Source organism: Corynebacterium nasorum, assembly GCF_022347325.1.
Classification (GTDB): domain Bacteria; phylum Actinomycetota; class Actinomycetes; order Mycobacteriales; family Mycobacteriaceae; genus Corynebacterium; species Corynebacterium kefirresidentii.
On the sequence record NZ_JAKRDU010000001.1, the window covers coordinates 198,367 to 215,251 of the forward strand.

General features: G+C 58.8%; 16 protein-coding genes and 1 pseudogene. 4 read left to right on the top strand and 13 right to left on the bottom strand.

From position 1 onward, the window contains the following. Nucleotides 1-12: 12 nt before the first annotated feature. Nucleotides 13-945 (bottom strand): annotated as a pseudogene (locus MHK05_RS00950) (nucleoside hydrolase). Further along, nucleotides 946-1,968 carry a bifunctional riboflavin kinase/FAD synthetase gene (locus tag MHK05_RS00955; protein ID WP_239204197.1) on the bottom strand — a complete coding sequence of 341 codons (1,023 nt, stop codon included), beginning with the start codon at nt 1,966-1,968 and terminating at the stop codon, nt 946-948. A 23-nt stretch (nt 1,969-1,991) separates the two neighbouring features. On the opposite strand from MHK05_RS00955, the gene truB reads away from it, so the two are divergent. Continuing rightward, the gene (gene truB, locus MHK05_RS00960) at nt 1,992-2,885 is read left to right on the top strand and encodes a tRNA pseudouridine(55) synthase TruB (protein WP_239204199.1); all 894 of its coding nucleotides are present in this window, start codon (nt 1,992-1,994) and stop codon (nt 2,883-2,885) included. Here the strand turns inward: truB and MHK05_RS00965 are convergent. From MHK05_RS00965 to rimP, 9 genes are all read right to left on the bottom strand, one after another. After that, a complete protein-coding gene (locus MHK05_RS00965) occupies nt 2,882-3,556 on the bottom strand; it encodes a 4'-phosphopantetheinyl transferase family protein (RefSeq protein ID WP_239204201.1) in 675 nt (224 codons plus the stop codon). The two genes, truB and MHK05_RS00965, sit on opposite strands and share 4 nt — an antisense overlap. Next, a complete protein-coding gene (locus MHK05_RS00970; RefSeq protein WP_239204203.1) occupies nt 3,553-4,365 on the bottom strand; it encodes a metallophosphoesterase family protein in 813 nt (270 codons plus the stop codon). Before MHK05_RS00970 ends, MHK05_RS00965 begins: the two co-directional genes overlap by 4 nt. Nucleotides 4,366-4,449: 84 nt before the next feature. Continuing rightward, nucleotides 4,450-5,790 carry an MATE family efflux transporter gene (locus MHK05_RS00975; RefSeq protein ID WP_023021337.1) on the bottom strand — a complete coding sequence of 447 codons (1,341 nt, stop codon included), beginning with the start codon at nt 5,788-5,790 and terminating at the stop codon, nt 4,450-4,452. Continuing rightward, nucleotides 5,787-6,749, bottom strand: a complete 963-nt coding sequence (locus MHK05_RS00980; protein ID WP_239204205.1) for a DHH family phosphoesterase — start codon at nt 6,747-6,749, stop codon at nt 5,787-5,789. The genes MHK05_RS00975 and MHK05_RS00980 overlap by 4 nt, the downstream gene beginning before the upstream one ends. Further along, nucleotides 6,750-7,193 carry a 30S ribosome-binding factor RbfA gene (gene rbfA / locus MHK05_RS00985; RefSeq protein ID WP_023021335.1) on the bottom strand — a complete coding sequence of 148 codons (444 nt, stop codon included), beginning with the start codon at nt 7,191-7,193 and terminating at the stop codon, nt 6,750-6,752. It lies immediately after the preceding gene. Nucleotides 7,194-7,457: 264 nt separating this feature from the next. After that, nucleotides 7,458-10,298: a translation initiation factor IF-2 gene (gene infB, locus MHK05_RS00990; protein ID WP_239204207.1), complete on the bottom strand. Its 2,841-nt coding sequence runs from the start codon at nt 10,296-10,298 to the stop codon at nt 7,458-7,460. 106 nt (nt 10,299-10,404) lie between these two features. Then, entirely contained in the window at nt 10,405-10,752 is a 348-nt protein-coding gene (locus tag MHK05_RS00995; RefSeq protein WP_239204209.1) for a YlxR family protein, read from the bottom strand. A gap of 84 nt (nt 10,753-10,836) precedes the next feature. Beyond that, nucleotides 10,837-11,853, bottom strand: a complete 1,017-nt coding sequence (gene nusA / locus MHK05_RS01000; protein WP_239204211.1) for a transcription termination factor NusA — start codon at nt 11,851-11,853, stop codon at nt 10,837-10,839. 23 nt (nt 11,854-11,876) lie between these two features. After that, nucleotides 11,877-12,416, bottom strand: a complete 540-nt coding sequence (gene rimP / locus MHK05_RS01005) for a ribosome maturation factor RimP (RefSeq protein ID WP_239204213.1) — start codon at nt 12,414-12,416, stop codon at nt 11,877-11,879. Nucleotides 12,417-12,454: 38 nt separating this feature from the next. Between rimP and MHK05_RS01010 the strand changes: the two genes are divergently transcribed. Both MHK05_RS01010 and MHK05_RS01015 read left to right on the top strand, forming a co-directional pair. Then, the gene (locus tag MHK05_RS01010) at nt 12,455-13,306 is read left to right on the top strand and encodes a DUF4439 domain-containing protein (RefSeq protein WP_239204215.1); all 852 of its coding nucleotides are present in this window, start codon (nt 12,455-12,457) and stop codon (nt 13,304-13,306) included. A 169-nt stretch (nt 13,307-13,475) separates the two neighbouring features. Continuing rightward, nucleotides 13,476-13,805: a transglycosylase family protein gene (locus MHK05_RS01015; RefSeq protein WP_239204217.1), complete on the top strand. Its 330-nt coding sequence runs from the start codon at nt 13,476-13,478 to the stop codon at nt 13,803-13,805. Between the two features lie 126 nt (nt 13,806-13,931). Here the strand turns inward: MHK05_RS01015 and MHK05_RS01020 are convergent, their stop codons facing one another. Both MHK05_RS01020 and MHK05_RS01025 read right to left on the bottom strand, forming a co-directional pair. Next, nucleotides 13,932-14,294, bottom strand: coding sequence for a DoxX family protein (locus tag MHK05_RS01020; protein ID WP_034655866.1), 363 nt, complete (start codon nt 14,292-14,294; stop codon nt 13,932-13,934). Nucleotides 14,295-14,334: 40 nt separating this feature from the next. Then, the gene (locus MHK05_RS01025) at nt 14,335-16,104 is read right to left on the bottom strand and encodes a proline--tRNA ligase (protein WP_239204219.1); all 1,770 of its coding nucleotides are present in this window, start codon (nt 16,102-16,104) and stop codon (nt 14,335-14,337) included. A gap of 31 nt (nt 16,105-16,135) precedes the next feature. Between MHK05_RS01025 and yaaA the strand changes: the two genes are divergently transcribed. Then, entirely contained in the window at nt 16,136-16,858 is a 723-nt protein-coding gene (gene yaaA / locus MHK05_RS01030; RefSeq protein ID WP_239204221.1) for a peroxide stress protein YaaA, read from the top strand. Nucleotides 16,859-16,885: the final 27 nt, after the last annotated feature.

Below are 16,885 nucleotides of genomic sequence, written 5' to 3' on the forward strand. Positions count from 1 at the left end.
AAGTCTGGCCTGCTAGAGCTCGCTAAAGAGGGTTTCCAGTAGTTCTACAAACTCCCGCACAAAGCGCTCGCTATCTACACCCACAGCTACTTTCGCGGTTGCCGGTGTCGAAAGCCGCGTTTCGTCTGCGATTGTCCGACCGCGGGTAGGGCCGGTGGTATCGGTCTTGAGGTTTATCGAAAGGACGTCGACAAGCGAGGCATCTGCCGCCACCGCCACGGCCAGTGGATCGTGCAGGCCGCAACCGCCCAAATACGGCGACGTAGTGGCATAGGCACCAATATAATAATCGACCATGTCCGCAAAGATACGGCCGGCACGGGTACCTGAAGCGCGCCAACGAGCGGATTCCTCCGCAGTCAACAACGTGCGCAAAGTGACATCCAGGCCCACCATGGTGATATCGCCGGCATGGCGGAATAGGTAATCGGTAGCCTCCGGATCCTGGGAAATATTAGCCTCAGATCACGGCGTGACATTTCCAGGTACTGTGAGCGCCCCGCCCATCATCACCAGGTGCGCGTTCGCGGCAAAACTGGGGTCTTGGCGCATTGCGGCCGCAATAGTGGTGGAAGGACCGGTAGGAATGATGACCAAATCAGCGCCATGCTCGTGGACTGCTTGGATGAGGAAATCTGCCGCGGGTTGAGACTGGACCTGCCCGGTTGCCGGCGGCAGGAGGACCTCGCCTACGCCGTTGCGGCCATGGATAAAGGAGGAAATATCGCTCGGCCGAAAGCCATCCGGGCTGGGGCCGGCAAAAACCGGAATATCACCTTTGCCCAGCAGCTCCAGGAGGGCAAGTGTATTGCGCACGGCCAAGGGCACAGTCACGTTGCCGTACGTACAGGTCACACCGATTAGTTCCAAGTCTGGATGGGCTATGGCATACGCCAGCGCCAAGGCATCATCAATGCCGGTATCGAGATCGAGAATGGCCTTCATTTATTTCTCCCGTAGGAAACAGTCTTTGGCGGTCCAGCCTTGTGCCTTAGCATCGGCGGCAAGCACCTGGCGGGCCTTGGCTACGTCATTGGCCATGGCCTCTAGCAGCTCATCCACGGAATTGAACTTCACCATATCGCGAAGGTGACCGACGAAATGCACCGTGGCCTCATATCCATACAGATCCGCATCGCGGTCGAGCACGAAGGACTCGATGGAGCGCTCCTCGTCACCAAAAGTGGGGTTGGTGCCCACGGAAATAGCAGCCGCGTAGGCCACGCCAGGGCGCATGTCGCCGTCTATGGAAGCGTCAGAGTAGACAATAAACCACCCTGCATAAACGCCATCGGCCGGGATGGCCACCGTATCCGGGAAGTACTGATTGGCCGTAGGAAATCCCAGTTCCTTTCCTCCCCGACCCGCGCCGCGTACCACGGGCCCGGTCACGGTGAAATGGCGGCCGAGCGCCCAATTAGCGGATTCAATGTCCCCGTTTGCAAGACACTCGCGAATATGGGTAGAACAAATACGCACGCCCGCATCATCCAGCAACGGGACGATATCCACGCTAAAGCCAAACTCGGCACCAAAATCTTGCATGGCCCGGGCGGTTCCGGTGGCACCCGCGCCAAAGGTAAAGTTCTCCCCCACCACTATGTGCTGCGCATTGAGCTTTCCCACCAATAATTCTTCCACGTAGGGCCGCGGCTCCACGCCGGCTAGGTCTTTGGTGAAGTCGATGACAAGCACGGCTTCAATGCCTAGCTCCTCGGCCAATTCCAGCCGGCGCTCAAAGCTGAGCACCGCCAGTGGGGCACGCTCCGGTAAGAATACCGACACCGGGTGCGGGTCAAAGGTTACCATGACAGCGCGCTCACCACTGGCGCGAGCGTGCTCCACACAGGCGGAAATGAGCTGCTGATGGCCGCGATGTAGGCCATCAAAGACGCCGATTGTTACTGACGTTGGGCCTACTTCCGCAGGGATGTCATCGATTCCGTACCAAATATCCACGCAGACCATCGTAGAGCATAGACTTAGAGGCTATGACTGATGTGCTCGCAAACTCCGGCCTCGTCATCGTAGACAAACCCGCCGGTATGACCTCCCACGATGTTGTCGGCCGCCTACGCAGGTATTTTCACACCAAAAAGGTGGGCCATGCCGGCACCTTGGATCCCATGGCCACCGGCGTGCTTGTCCTTGGCCTGGAGCGGGGCACCAAATTCTTGGCCCACATGGTTGCCTCCACTAAATCCTACGACGCCACCATCCGGCTCGGCGCCGCCACCACCACCGATGACGCCGAGGGGGAATACTCCTGGGGCGCTAGCGCTGCAGGCGTTGACCGCCCTGCAGTTGACGCTGAAATTACCAAGCTCACTGGCGATATCATGCAAAAGCCCGCGGCCGTATCAGCCATTAAGATTAATGGCCGCCGCGCCCATGAGCTCGTACGCGAGGGCCACGAGGTAGACATTCCCGCGCGTCCGGTAACGGTGGATACATTCGACGTTCTCGCACAGCGCCGCGAGGGCGACTATATCGACCTAGATGTCACGGTAGATTGCTCCTCTGGCACCTATATCCGCTCCCTGGCCCGTGATTTGGGCGAGGCCCTTCAGGTAGGCGGGCACCTTACTGCTTTGCGCCGCACAAAGGTGGGCCCTTTTACGCTTGCCGACGCCCTCTCGCTCGACGACCTTGCCGATTCCCCGCGCCTTTCCTTGAGCTTGGACGAAGCCTTGGCTCGCTGCTTCCCGGTTCTATCCGTCACCGCGGATGAGGCGGCGGCTCTAGCTATGGGCAAATGGCTCGAACCCCGCGGGCTTAAAGGCGTGCATGCTGCCGTGGCTCCCAATGGTCAGGCGGTCGCGCTCATCAAGGAAAAGGGCAAGCGCCTAGCCACCGTGTTTGTCGCACGGCCCTCTACCCTTTAATGGCTAAAGTCTAGGGCCGGAACCGATGTGGACACGATGACGTAGCCATCTCGAATCACCCAGCGCCCAGTGATAAACGGCACCGGAGTGGGCCGGGCCAAAATATAGGAAATGAGCGTGCCATCCTCGCGCAGATCAATTTCAGCTTGATCAAAGTCGAGCCAGCGGAAGGTCATGGGAAACCACGATTTATACGTGGCTTCCTTGGCGCAAAAGAGCAATCGGTCTGGGCAGTTAATCCCCGCCTTACTTAGCCGCAAGAGCTGCGGCATCTCCCCGGCTCGGGCAATCATGGCAAGAACATGATCCGGCAGCGGCTCGGCGGGTTCTGCGTCCAAGCCCACAGATTTTAGGGCGGAGGTCGGAGCAACCACCGCGGCCCGCATTCCCTCAGTATGCGTCATCGACCCGATAAAGCCTTCTGGCCATAGCGGCATGCCCCGCTCGCCGCGCAAAATCGGCGTCGTCGGGTTAGCCCCCAATTCTTGTAAGGCTCGGTGCGCGCACCACCTCGCATCGCCGAACTCCGCCTTGCGTACATCAACTGCCTGGGAAACGAGTGACTTTTCTTCGGCCGCGAGCTGTTCAAAATTGGCCAAATCCGCGTAGCTCGAATCCGTGCGCACATAGCAATATCGCGCACTGTCAGGAAATAGCTCTGGATACATCATGGTGTCCCCTCCTCCTCAAGGAAACGCAGTACCGGATAGGGCCACGCCTGGGCGGTCTCGCGGCCCTGCCACTCTCGGGGATACCCCAACGATGTCTCTATGTGGTCCACGCCGTCCACATTGATGCGGGAGGGCATGTGCAAGTGTCCATAGATTACGGATTCGGCGTTATAGCGGCGCGGCCACGACCGTGTATGCCGCGTTCCGCACCATAAGGCAATCTCGGGAAAGCGCAACAGCATCGTCGGCTCTTGCACCAACGGCCAATGGTTGACCAGCACCGTAGGACCATTCACGCGGGAAAGACGTTTAATGGAATAGGCCAATCTATCCCAGCACCACGCCCGAATGTCTACAAAGGGGGCAATGGCGAACTCATCCGTCATCATCAGTTGCTTTGCACGTGCCGCTGCAATAGCTTGGTCCACGCTAAGACCATGTGGACGGAAGCTATAGTCATACAACGTAAAAAGCGGCACGATAGTAGTCCCGTGGAATACCGGATACGGGTCTTCGGGAGTGATAACTCCGATTTCCCTACACCTATCTACCAGGTGCGTGTATTTGTCTCGGCCTTGATATTGCTCTTGTGAGCGCGAGAAAAGTTCATGATTGCCAGGCACCCAGATGACTCTGGCATAGCGGTCTTTGAGCTGGCGCAGAATACGAATGATGAGATCGGTGCGCTCTGCTACATCTCCAGCCACGATGAGCCAATCCGCGGGATCTGGCGGCGTGAGCTGAGCAATGCGCTCACTATTGGCGCTTACCGCACCATGCAGGTCAGAAACCGCCCACACTGTTGGCATAGGTTCTACCTGCCTTCCAAACAACTGCGCACTGCACGGAGACGTGCATCACCCGCGAATATCAATACGCCCACTTTAGCGCAGCTAGTTCTCTTGTACTACGGCCCATTTCATGGATCGGAACCGGTAGACCACGCCCACCATACGGAAAGCAATGAATGCAGCAAGGCCGCACCACACGCCAGTCAACCCTGTGCCCATAAAATGCGCCAAGATGACGCCTGGCAAAAATCCCACCAGAACCGAAGAAATAGTCAGTGTGCGCAAGAAGGCTGCATCGCCGGCGCCAAGCAGTACGCCATCGAGCGCGAAGACTACGCCACCGCCAATGACCATGGCTACCAAGATCCACCACGGCTGGCCAATGGCATCGAGTACCTCCGGAGCGGAGGTAAAGATGCGTGGAATAATTCCCGCGCCGGCAGCGAAAACAGCGGCCAGCAGTCCCGAAAAAATCGTAGAGTACAACACGACCTTGCTGCCTACACCGCGTGCATGCTTAGCAGAGCCAGCGCCTAGGGCCGCTCCCGTCAAAGATTGTGCGGCAATGGCCAAAGAATCCAAGATGAGGGACATAAAGTTCCACAACTGCATCATGATCTGGTGACCGGCCAGAGAAGCGGTACCCACCCGGGAGACCACGGCCGTGGCGGTGAGGAAGGCCACCTGGAAGCTAGCCGAGCGCAGAATAAGATCGCGGCCCAAAATCAACTGCTCCCGTATTACATGCCATTGAATGTGCCAAGAGCCGGTATGTTCCTTGTGTAATTCGCGGACAAATAGCGCAGCAATAATGCTCATGCCCAGTACCGTGGCTATAGCGGAGCCGGCCAGCCCCCAGAAATGGACAAAGATGGGCACTGCAATCGCGCCGGGAATCATGCCAGCCAAGGTGAAATACAGCGGTTTCTTTGTATCTTGGACTCCGCGCATCCACCCGTTGCCAGCCATTTCCACCAATGTAACGGGAATGGCAAGTGCCGCGATGCGCAGCCACAACGCCGTTCCGGCAGCCGTGGCGGGATCACCAGTTAAAGCACGAGCAAATACGCCGCCGAAAATCCACATGATAACCGCGAGAAGCCCGCCTACTCCCAAGGCCACATAGGTAGCTTGTACGCCCTCAGCAACCGCAGCCTCGCGTTTTCCGGAGCCAAAGAGGCGAGCAGAGCGAGCGGTCGTGCCGTAGGACAAAAATGTCAACTGCGTAGTCACCACGGAGTGAATCGTGGTCGCTGCGGCCAGAGAAGCTAGCTCTTGCGCGCCAAGGCGGCCGACCACCGCAGTATCCAACAGAAGATAGAGCGGCATCGCCGCTAGCACGCCAAGCGCAGGAAACGCGAGGCCAAAGACCTCGCGTGCGGTTACTGTGCCGGCGGTGGAGCGATCCTGGGTGTTCAATCCATCCGTCTGCCCTGTACTCATTGAATAGCGGCCACCAATTCCTTAATGATTTCTTCTGGAGCTCCGTGAGCGGTATACCCTGCGGCTGGAACATGCCCGCCGCCGCCAAAGTTAAGCGCAACGGAGGAGCAATCAATCCGAGAGGAACGCAAGGATACCGCCCATACCTCCGGAGCCTGCTCTTTAAACACCACGCCTATGGTGGTTCCTTCTAGCGCACGGACGAATTCCACCAGTGACTCCACGGCCGAATCTGAGTGGCCGTGGATATCATCCCTTCGCGCGACAAGGATGCCTAGGGTGTGCTCCCCTGCTTCCTCAATACGTAGACCAGCCAGTACCCTACCAATCATCTGTAGATCGTCCGGTGTGATGGAATCCAAGAGGTCAGCGGCGATCTGCTTGGTATCGAGATCGTAATGCATAAGGCGGGTGGCAATATCATGCATTGCCGGCCTACCCCAGCGGAAGCTGCCGGTATCAGTCATCAAACCAGCATAAAGGCAGTGCGCGATATGGCGGTCAACTTGAATTTCTAGAGAATCCAAAATGCTCAGCAAGACCACGGTGGTGGATTCACATTCGGTATCCACCACATTGATGGCACCGAATCCTGGATTAGAAGAATGGTGGTCAATGCACAGAACCCGGCCCTGCTGGGCTAGCTGCTCAATGTGGTCTGCAAAAAATCCCGTCCGGTCCAAGGAACCACAATCAACGGTGACATAAAGGTCGTAGCCTTCGGGCAGTTCGCGGCTGACGATGACGTCCTCGGCACCGGGAATGGTGTATAAGTTCCGGGAGATTTCCCGATCTTGGCCCACGACGGCGCACACGTCTTTGCCCTGTTGCCGCAACGCGAGCAGCAACGCCGCAGCAGAACCGATAGCATCGGCGTCCGGCCGCAGATGCGTGACAATGCAGATGCTGTGGGCATCCTGCAGGGCAGCAACGGCCGGCTGGTATTGCTTTTTAGTCACTTAAGCCTCGTCTTCATCGGAGGTCTTATATGGGTTTGCGTCCCCTGCGGGCTGGGCGTTTTCCTTCAGCTTCGCCAACTCCTCGTCGCGGGCACGGGCACGAGCTAATAGTTCTTCCATATGAGCTGAAGCTTCTGGGACGGTATCGACCTCGAAGGTCAGCGTCGGGGTAAAGCGCACGGAGAGTTGATCTCCTACAATCTTGCGCAGCTGCCCCTTAGCGCGCTTGAGAGCTTCTTCTGCTTGCTGGAAATCCGGCTCGGAGTCAATGTCTTTTCCGCGCACGGTATAAAAAACGGTGGCATCGTGCAGGTCGCCTGTGACTCGAGTATCCGTGATGGTCACCAGCTCAAGGCGGCGATCCTTAATCTGGCGTTCGATGGCGCTTGCCACGATTTCCTGAATGCGCTTGGCCATACGCGCTGCGCGTGCGTGATCAACCATGTGAACCTCCCAGCTCAAAAAGAATCCATCTTTAAAATTACCGCCAACCGGTATAGAACCCACCAGTTTAGTGCGCAATACCGGACAATGAAAACCCGTACCGCTTGCACAGGTACGAAGTGGGCCATGCAAAATCATCGCTATAAACAAGCTGCTAAAGCAAAAGGCCCACTTCCACTCTCCCCAATCCTCCCCACCTGTGTGCTGGAAGCACATTCAGTGGAGAGACGGTGAGTGTAGAAGTGGGCCTTGCGGCGGCGTCATTTAGTCGCGCGGAACCTCGACCTCTTCGTAGGCCTGGATGATGTCGCCTACCTGGATATCCGGGTAAGAGAGCACCATACCGCACTCATAGCCGGCCTTGATCTCGGTTGCGTCGTCCTTCTCGTGACGCAGGGACTCAATCTTGGCGTCGGCAGTGATGACGTTGTTATCGCGCAGCAAGCGAACCTTGCCGTTGCGGACAACCTTGCCCTCGGTGACCATGCAGCCGGCGATGGTACCCACTGCGGAGGACTTAAACAGGGCACGGATCTCGGCCGCACCGGTGTCGCGTTCCTCGTAAATCGGCTTGAGCATGCCCTTAAGCGCAGCCTCGACCTCTTCGATGGCCTTGTAGATGATCGTGTAGTAACGAATATCCACGCCCTCTTGGGTGGCCATCTCCGTCGCCTTGCCTTCCGCACGAGTGTTGAAGGCAATGATAACGGCGTCGGAAGCCGCAGCCAGGGAGACGTTGGTCTCGGTCACAGCGCCCACACCACGGTCGATGATGTTGAGCTCGACTTCGTCCTCGGTCTTGATGTCCAGCAGGGCGTCTTCCAGTGCCTCGACGGAACCGGCATTGTCGCCCTTGAGGATGAGGTTGAGGGCCGAAGTCTCCTGCAATACCTTGTCCAGATCCTCCAGGGAGACGCGCTTGCGCTGCTTGGCCTGCAGGGCAGAGCGCTTGCGGGCGTCACGCTGATTGGCAATCTGGCGGGCAACGCGGTCGTCTTCCACCACGAGCAGGTTATCGCCAGCGCCAGGCACACCAGACAGGCCTTGGACCTGAACCGGGCGGGATGGACCGGCCTCTTCGACGTCGCCGCCGAATTCATCGAGCATGCGGCGCACACGGCCGTGTGCATCGCCCACGACGATGGAATCGCCCACGTGCAAGGTACCGCGCTGGACAATGACGGTAGCAACCGGACCACGGCCGCGGTCGAGGTGTGCCTCAATTGCCACACCCTGTGCGTCCATATCTGGGTTAGCGGTCAGCTCCAAGGCCGCATCCGCGGTCAGGATGACGGACTCGAGCAGCTGATCGATGTTCTTACCCTGCTTCGCGGAGATGTCCACGAACATGGTGTCGCCACCGTATTCCTCCGGAACCAAGCCGTATTCGGTGAGCTGGCCACGGATCTTATCCGGCTGAGCTTCCGGCTTATCCACCTTGTTGACTGCCACGACTACCGGAATATCCGCAGCCTTGGCGTGGTTGATGGCCTCTACGGTCTGTGGCATGACGCCGTCATCGGCAGCAACCACGAGGATAGCCAAGTCGGTGGACTTAGCACCACGGGCACGCATGGCGGTAAAGGCCTCGTGACCCGGGGTATCCAGGAAGGTAATGGTGCGTTCGCCGTCCACGTCTACCGTGGTCTGGTATGCACCAATGCCCTGGGTGATGCCGCCTTCCTCGCGGGCGCCCTCGTTGGTCTTGCGGATGGCGTCCAACAGGCGGGTCTTACCGTGGTCAACGTGACCCATGACGGAGACGACTGGAGGACGATTCTCCAGCGCTTCCTCGCCGCCTTCGTCCTCACCGAACTGCAGGTCGAAGGACTCGAGGAGCTCGCGGTCCTCATCCTCAGGGGAGACGACCTCGACGTTGTAGTTGATCTCGGAGCCGAGCAGCTGCAGCGTATCTTCCGATACAGAAGCGGTTGCCGTCACCATTTCGCCAAGGTTAAACAGCGCCTGCACCAGTGCTGCTGGATCCGCACCGATCTTCTCAGCGAAGTCCGAAAGGGAAGCGCCGCGACGCAGGCGGACGGTCTTGCCCTTGCCATCTGGCAAGCGCACGCCGCCTACGACATGCTTCTGCTGCTCTTCGTACTCATGGCGCTTCTGACGCTTAGACTTCTTGCCCTTGCGTGGAGCGCCACCTGGACGGCCAAATGCACCTGCGGTGCCACCGCGACGTCCGCCGCGTCCGCCGCCACGGAAACCGCCTGGACGGCCGCTACCTGGCCGACCGCCGCCTGGTCCTCCGTGACCACCACGGCCACGGCCACCGCGTCCACCACCGCTCGGTGCCTTAGACGGCATCGATGCAGGGTTCGGATGGGAAGGCATCATCGCTGGGGATGGACGACGACCGCCGCCACCCTGGCTATTGCCACCCTGGCGGCTATTTCCGCCCTCGTTTTGACCGCCGCGCTTGCCGCGGTTATCTGGCTTATTGCCGCCACGCGGGCCCTTAGAGCCGCCTGGACGTGGGCCCGGCCGGCTATCGCCGCCGCCCGTGGAGAACGGGTTATTGGCTACGCGGCGGGTACCGCCTGGCTTCGGCATCGGGCGAGGCATGGAATTGCCTGGGGTCGGGCGCTCGCCCGTCTTCTTGCCACCAGCCTGGCCGGGCTTAGGCGCGCCCTGGCCGGGCTTTGGTGCGGCAGGCTTGGCCCCCGGCTTCGGAGCCTGTGCGCCCGGCTTCGGTGCGGCAGCCTTTGCCCCGGGCTTCGGTGCAGCCGGCTGTGCGCCGGGCTTAGGAGCGCCCTGACCTGGCTTTGGTGCGGCAGGCTTGGCCCCCGGCTTCGGTGCGGCAGCCTTTGCCCCGGGCTTGGCCGCAGCGGACTGCGCCCCTGGCTTAGGAGCACTTGCCTTGGCAGTGCTCTTAGCAGCGCCCTTGGCAGGCTTTTTGTCTTGCTTCTTCTCGGCGGACTCATCGCCACCGGACTGTGCTTCATAATGAGCTCGCATCTTCTTAACCACCGGCGGTTCGATGGTGGAAGAAGCAGTCTTTACAAACTCACCCTGTTCTTTCAGGGTGGCGAGCAGTTCCTTGCTGGTTACTCCGAGCTGCTTTGCTAGCTCGTGAACACGTAGCTTTCCGGGCACTTGTCTCCTCTTGGTATCGACTAGGAGCCAAGGCCACGGAAACTGGCCTGACCCCTAGTTAGGTTTGTTGGACGTTCATCGCTGATGCTTCATCGTTGTGCGCTCATCAGTGTTCGGTCTTCCTTTGTAACTCTGGTTTGTACGAATCTAACGCGGTGTCTTCCGCCTTAGCTACTTGTCCGCTCTGCGCTTCCAAGTATTGACGTACCTGACCTGTGTCCACGGGTGCGGACGTGCGAAGCGCGCGCTTGAAAGCACGTTTGCGCTCCGCCAGCTCGAGTGCAGAAAGGGTGGGGCTAATCCACGCCCCACGACCGGGAAGCCGGCGGTGGGGATCTGCTACCAGACGGCGGCCATGCGGATCATCTCGGTCGATAACCACTCGTAGCAAGTCCGTATCTGGCAGGCGGCGGCGAGTAGCGATGCAGGTCCGGAGTCTTAGCCTCTCAGACATTCAACTCCTTACTTTTCGCGTCGCCACTATGCCCCATTCTGCAACTGGGCCGTTTACTAGACTACGCTACAACCGCGCAGATCCTTAATTAGCGTCAGCGTCCGAGTGGATATCAATCTTCCAACCGGTCAAACGAGCAGCTAGTCGAGCATTTTGCCCCTCTTTACCAATGGCCAGGGAGAGCTGGTAATCCGGCACTACCACACGGGCGACCTGTGCTTCGTTGTCCACGACGGTGACCTTAACCACCTTTGAGGGGGCTAGCGCATTGCCCACATAGACCGTGGGGTCCTCACTGAAGTCAATGATGTCAATCTTCTCACCGCCGAGCTGACGCATGATGTTGTTGACGCGCTGGCCGCGTGGCCCGATGCAAGCGCCCTTCGCGTTCAGGCCCTTCGCGTGGCCCACAACCGCCACCTTGGAGCGGTGCCCCGCCTCGCGGGCGATGGCAATCATTTCTACGGTCTCATCGGCAACCTCTGGAACTTCCAACTCGAAAAGGCCACGCACCAATTCAGGGTGGGTACGCGAGAGGTTGATCTGCACCTGGGCACCATTGCGATTCACGCCGACAACGTAGGCCTTAATGCGGTCACCGTGCTCCAGCTTTTCACCGGGAATCTGCTCGGCAGGCAGTAGAATGCCGTCCTGGGATTCCAGCTCAGAGCCCAACTGGACCACGACGATGCCGCGGGCATTAGCGCGGGCATCGCGCTGGACGATGCCACTGATCACGCGGCCGGTAAGCCCCGAGTAGGAATCATAGGTGCGCTCTGCCTCCGCCTCGCGCAGCTTGCGCAAGATGGCCTCGCGCACGGCCTGTGCGCCTACGCGGCCAAAGTTCTCTGGGGTGTCATCGTATTCGGTGGTTACTTCCCCAGTTTCCGGGTCGCGCTCCGAGACGATGACGCTGACGGCACCAGTGGTGGTATCGATATCGACGCGGGACTTGGCACCTTCTACCTTGCCGCCAGCATTAGACTCGCGGTAATCCAGGTAGGAATACAACAAGGCACCCGCAATCGCTTCCAGCAAGTCCTTTACCGGGACGTTGCGTTCGGATTCGATGGTGCGAAGTGCCTGCAGATCAATATTCACTTGTCATTCCTCTCGGTTGCCGGTTAATTCTCGGCTTCTTCAAACGTCTTGTGCACTGCCTCTATTTCCTGTTCGGACGGCTGCGCAAATTCAATTTCTACCACTGCCCGGGCAATGTTTTCCAATCGCTCTGCGCGCGTCTGCGCGTCCTTTTTATTTGCCGTGATGAGGATTACGGCATCGGCGGCGTCGTTAAGCGCGCCAATGCGAGCTGTCTGAGACTTGCCATCGCCAAGGTCGAAGGAAACCTTGCGCCCCCGATTGCGGCGCCAGTGGCGTGGGGCGGTCAACGGCAAATCCACTCCGGGGGTGGAAACCTCCAGGGTGTAGCCGGCACCAAAATTGAGCTCGCCTGCTTCTTCCTTGGCGTCAAAGAAAGCAGAAATCTCATTAGATACTTCCTCCAGCACGTCCGAGCTAGGGCGCTTATCACCATCAATACGGATAACCACCTGGGATTTCTTCCCCGCCTTGGTGGTCTTAATGTCTTCTACATCCAATCCCCGCTCAGCTAGCTTTGGCTGCAAGAGTTCGGTCAATTGTTGTGCATCTGGGAAAGCCATGCCCACTAGCCTACGTGCTACCGGGTACAGTCTTTTGCGTGAACCGCCGACGTATAGCTTTGATTCTCGTAGCCACAACCGCCACCCTGCCCGCCTTAACCGGGTGCCAGGCAGTTGATTCCGTCGTCGACTATTTCGGCCCCCGGCCGGAAAATAGGCTGCTCGCGCTTGCCGACGCCGCCGCAACCGACGCCCTTGCTTTAAACGGCGTCGACGACCACGCCGCAGGAATCCGCAGTTCCCAGGCGGATGCCCTCTATGCCGAAATTACGCGCCTCTGCGGTACCGACGATGCCGACAATCCCCCACGCTCGTGTGAGGTAGAGCGCCCCACTAAAGCTAACCGCGCCGCGGATTCTTCCGAGGTTATGGAAAATGCCGCCTCTGCTACGACAGCGGCAGCCGATGAAGTCACCGTTGAATCGCGCACCCTGGTGACCGAGCAAGCCATCGCGCTCAATGCTTGGCTGCCAGGCGATGCTCCCGCTATCCCAGAGCTTTCCCAACCAGAGCAAAAAAGTGCTGCCGATCTCCTTGCCTGGGAGTATGAGCAGGTTTATGCGCTGGATTTCGCCCGGGCCTACGTCGGCGCAGAGCACGAGGGCAACGTGGACCACCGCCTAGAGGTCCACCACCGCCGCATCGATGCCCTGCAGGAGGCCTTAGGCCGGTATGGCACCGTGCCGCAACCCGAGCCGGCTTATTCTTCCGGCGACCAAGAACTTCCCCATGATTCCGCATCTGCGCTGAACTTTTTAGGCGGCCTCGCCGAACAGGACGGCCGGAAATGGTCCGCCGCCGCTGCGCAGGCGGCGCAAGAAGAATCACCAGATCAAGACTGGATCACCTGGCTTATCGGCATCGCGGCCGAATCCCACGGCATGCGCTAGAACGCGACGCCTGTCTGTCAATCCCCTGAACGCCGGACAGTGAAAATGTAGCGAGCTCTACGACGCTATGCATTGCTTCTGCTCTACAAGCGTGCGTAGGTTGGTGCACCATGAGCTTGCAGGAGATACCGCGAGCCTAAAAGATACAAAGAGAAGGAGTTTCCTCTCAATGCGTTCTAAGAAGACCATTTTGACTGTATCCGCCGCCGTACTGGGCCTTGCTGGCCTTGCCGCCCCTGCCGCTACTGCCGCACCGGCTAGCGCTTGGGATCAGGTTGCTGCCTGCGAGTCCGGCGGTGACTGGCATATCAATACCGGAAACGGTTACCAGGGTGGCCTGCAGTTCAACGCGCAAACCTGGGCTGCCAATGGCGGCACCCAGTACGCTGCAACCGCTGACCAGGCAACGCGAGAGCAGCAGATTGCCGTGGCCGAAAACGTTTTGGCCGCCCAGGGCGCTGGCGCATGGCCTAACTGCGGCGGCCCAGTTGCCGGCTAAGTCCTAGGCTCCGGCACGAAAGAGAAAGCCGGCCCCTCCCCACCCTGCGGCGTTTCCGCGGGGTTGAGGACGGGGCCGGCTTTTCTGCTGCGTCTTCCTGGCTAACGCACAGCAATGCCAATTCCTTTAAGCCTCGTGCTTGGCGATATTCCAGGCATACATCATAAGCAGCACCTGCAGCGGCTGACGGATGATGTGGTAGATCTTTTTCGGCCATCCTGCCTTGCGCTCAATCCAGGCGTGGTACATATTGGCTGGCCATACAGCGGCAAAGAGCGCAAGCGCAGAAGCACCGCCGAACCCACGGGTAGCGCGGCGCCGCAGCAACGCGCCAGTGACTATCTCCCAGAGACCAGAAGCAAAGTTATAAAACCGTGCGGGGCCGGGCAGCTGCGGCGGAACGATGGATTCGAAAGTTTGCGCCTTCACAAAGTGCAATACGCCCATGGCGGAAAGCACCGTGGAAAGTCCATTCTTTTGGAAATTCATGCCTTCCACGGTACCCCGACGCGAATCATTGCGCGCTTTTCTAACCGCGAACCAGCTCAAGAATCTTGTCCACGATGTCCTCGGCTGGAACCTCGAGGGTCTCTCCCCCGCGGATGCGCAGTTCAATCTTGCCGTCCTTGAAGGCACGGCCCAAGATAGCCACGAAGGGCATGCCAAGGAGCTCTGCATCCTTGAACTTCACGCCCGGGGAGACCTTTGGGCGGTCATCGAAGAGCACCTCGAGCCCCTTGGCAGATAGCTCTTCTACCAGCTTGTCGCCGGCCTCCATGGCTGCTGCATCCTTGTTGGCAACGGCTACGTGTACCTGGTAAGGAGCGACGGCAACCGGCCAGTTGAGGCCCTTGTCGTCGTGGCGCTGCTCGGCCAAGACGGCCAGCATGCGGGTAATACCAATGCCATAGGACCCCATGGTAGGAACCGCACGCTTGCCGTTTTCGTCCAAAATCTGGACATCGAAGGCCTCGGTGTACTTGCGGCCCAGCTGGAAGATATGACCGAGCTCAATGCCGCGCTCCAAGGTCAAGGTGCCTTGGTTATTAGGAGCCAGGTCGCCTTCTTTAACCTCTGCAGCCTCAATGAACTCATCCACGGTGAAATCGCGGCCAGCCACGCAACCAACCACGTGGCGCTCGCTTGCGTCAGCGCCGGTAATCCACGCCGTACCCTTGACCACGCGCGGATCGGCCAAGACTTTAATGTCATTGGCGTTCAATACGCGCGGTCCAACATAGCCCTTGACTAGGAAGTCATTGTCAGCAAAGTCCTTGTCCCCGGCCAATTCAAACTCCACCGGCTCGAGTGCAGCCTCGAGGCGCTTTTCATCCAGTTCACGATCGCCCGGGATGAGCACGGCGGCCAACTCGGACTCGCGCTTTTCGCTCTCAGCAGCTGGGTGGAAGAGCTTTACCATCATGCATTTGAGGGTATCTGCGGCCGTTGCCTCGCGGCCGTCGATAGTAATGCCTGCTTGCTTTGCCCAGGAAACGAGTGAATCAATGCTCTCTGCATTCGGGGTGTCGTATTCCTGCGCCTCTGGCTGGCCCTCGATGTCCTTCTCCGCAGGTGCTGGGGTAACTACGGCTTCCACGTTGGCAGCATAATCGCCTTCAGTAGAGCGCACGAAGGTATCTTCACCGACTTCAGAGACGGCGAGGAACTCCTCCGAGGCAGAACCACCCATCGCGCCAGAGGTGGCCTTACAAATGGCGTAATCAATCTCTAGACGGTTGAAAATATTTTGATACGCCTTCCGGTGGCGGCCATAGGACTCATCCAATCCTTCATCGGTCATGTCGAAGGAGTATGAGTCCTTCATGGTGAACTCGCGGCCGCGCAGCACACCGGCGCGGGGGCGTTCCTCATCGCGATACTTGGTCTGAATCTGATACAGCGTAACCGGAAAATCCTTATAAGAGGAGTACATGTCCTTTACGGCGCTGGCAAACATCTCCTCGTGGGTAGGGCCGAGTAGCATGTCTGCGTTCTTGCGGTCCTTCAGGCGGAAGAGATTATCGCCGTATTCAACCCAACGGTTGGTCTTTTCATAAGGCTCGCGCGGCAACAAAGCAGGAAAAAGCATTTCCTGACCGCCAATAGCATCCATTTCCTGACGGACTACGTCTTCAATCTTGCGCAGCGTGCGCAGGCCCAACGGCAGCCAGGTATAAACGCCCGGCGCAACGCGGCGGACATAGCCGGCGCGCACGAGCAGCTTGTGGCTGGGGACCTCAGCATCAGCCGGGTCCTCACGAAGGGTACGGAGAAATAGTTCAGAAAGGCGGGTAATCATGGTCAAAAATATACCCCGCTACTGTGTATATATGCTCATTATCCTCCCTCCTTCAGAAACTAAGGACCACGGCGGCACAGGACACGCGCTTGATTTCGCGCAGCTTTCCTTTCCGGGACTAAACGAAACCCGGCGCGAAATTGCAGCTGAGCTGCAGTCTCTTTCGGTAGATGAGGCAATGAAGGTGCTGAAACTCTCAGAAAAGCTGCGCGGTGAAGCCGAGTCCAACCAGGGTCTTTTTACCACCCCCACCATGCCGGCCGTGTTGCGTTATACCGGCGTGCTTTTTGATGCCCTAGACGCTCCCACCCTCCCCACATGGGATCGCCTTGCCATTGGCGACGCCCTTTTTGGCATCCTCCGCGCCAGCGATCCCATCCCCCATTACCGGCTTTCGGGCGGGACAAAACTTAGCGGGCGCACCATGAAATCGCACTGGGGCAAGCAGATTACGCAGACTCTCGAGGGGGTAGACGAGCTTATTGTTGATCTGCGCTCGGGTACGTACCAACAATTGGGCCGGGTGAAAGACGCGGTAACGGTGCGGGTAGAAAGCGTGCAAGAAGATGGCTCGCGCAAGGTAGTCAGCCACTTTAATAAGCACTACAAGGGCCTCCTCGCCCGCGAGCTAGCGCTCTCTCCTGCCGATGCCTATAGCGCCGCCGACGTTGCTGCTATCGCGCGCGCCGCAGGTATGACCGTTGAAGAACCGCGGCCGGGTTCGTGCGAGCTCACGCTCCTGGTCAGGCGCTGAGCCGACCACCGTTTGCCCAGCGCGGTC

Bases quoted from the DNA above. Each gene is read 5' to 3' on its own strand.
- MHK05_RS00955 (WP_239204197.1), bottom strand. From the start codon at position 1,968: ATGGTCTGCGTGGATATTTGGTACGGAATCGATGACATCCCTGCGGAA.
- truB (WP_239204199.1), top strand. From the start codon at position 1,992: ATGACTGATGTGCTCGCAAACTCCGGCCTCGTCATCGTAGACAAACCC.
- MHK05_RS00965 (WP_239204201.1), bottom strand. From the start codon at position 3,556: ATGATGTATCCAGAGCTATTTCCTGACAGTGCGCGATATTGCTATGTG.
- MHK05_RS00970 (WP_239204203.1), bottom strand. From the start codon at position 4,365: ATGCCAACAGTGTGGGCGGTTTCTGACCTGCATGGTGCGGTAAGCGCC.
- MHK05_RS00975 (WP_023021337.1), bottom strand. From the start codon at position 5,790: ATGAGTACAGGGCAGACGGATGGATTGAACACCCAGGATCGCTCCACC.
- rbfA (WP_023021335.1), bottom strand. From the start codon at position 7,193: ATGGTTGATCACGCACGCGCAGCGCGTATGGCCAAGCGCATTCAGGAA.
- MHK05_RS00995 (WP_239204209.1), bottom strand. From the start codon at position 10,752: ATGTCTGAGAGGCTAAGACTCCGGACCTGCATCGCTACTCGCCGCCGC.
- rimP (WP_239204213.1), bottom strand. From the start codon at position 12,416: ATGGCTTTCCCAGATGCACAACAATTGACCGAACTCTTGCAGCCAAAG.
- MHK05_RS01015 (WP_239204217.1), top strand. From the start codon at position 13,476: ATGCGTTCTAAGAAGACCATTTTGACTGTATCCGCCGCCGTACTGGGC.
- MHK05_RS01020 (WP_034655866.1), bottom strand. From the start codon at position 14,294: ATGAATTTCCAAAAGAATGGACTTTCCACGGTGCTTTCCGCCATGGGC.
- MHK05_RS01025 (WP_239204219.1), bottom strand. From the start codon at position 16,104: ATGATTACCCGCCTTTCTGAACTATTTCTCCGTACCCTTCGTGAGGAC.
- yaaA (WP_239204221.1), top strand. From the start codon at position 16,136: ATGCTCATTATCCTCCCTCCTTCAGAAACTAAGGACCACGGCGGCACA.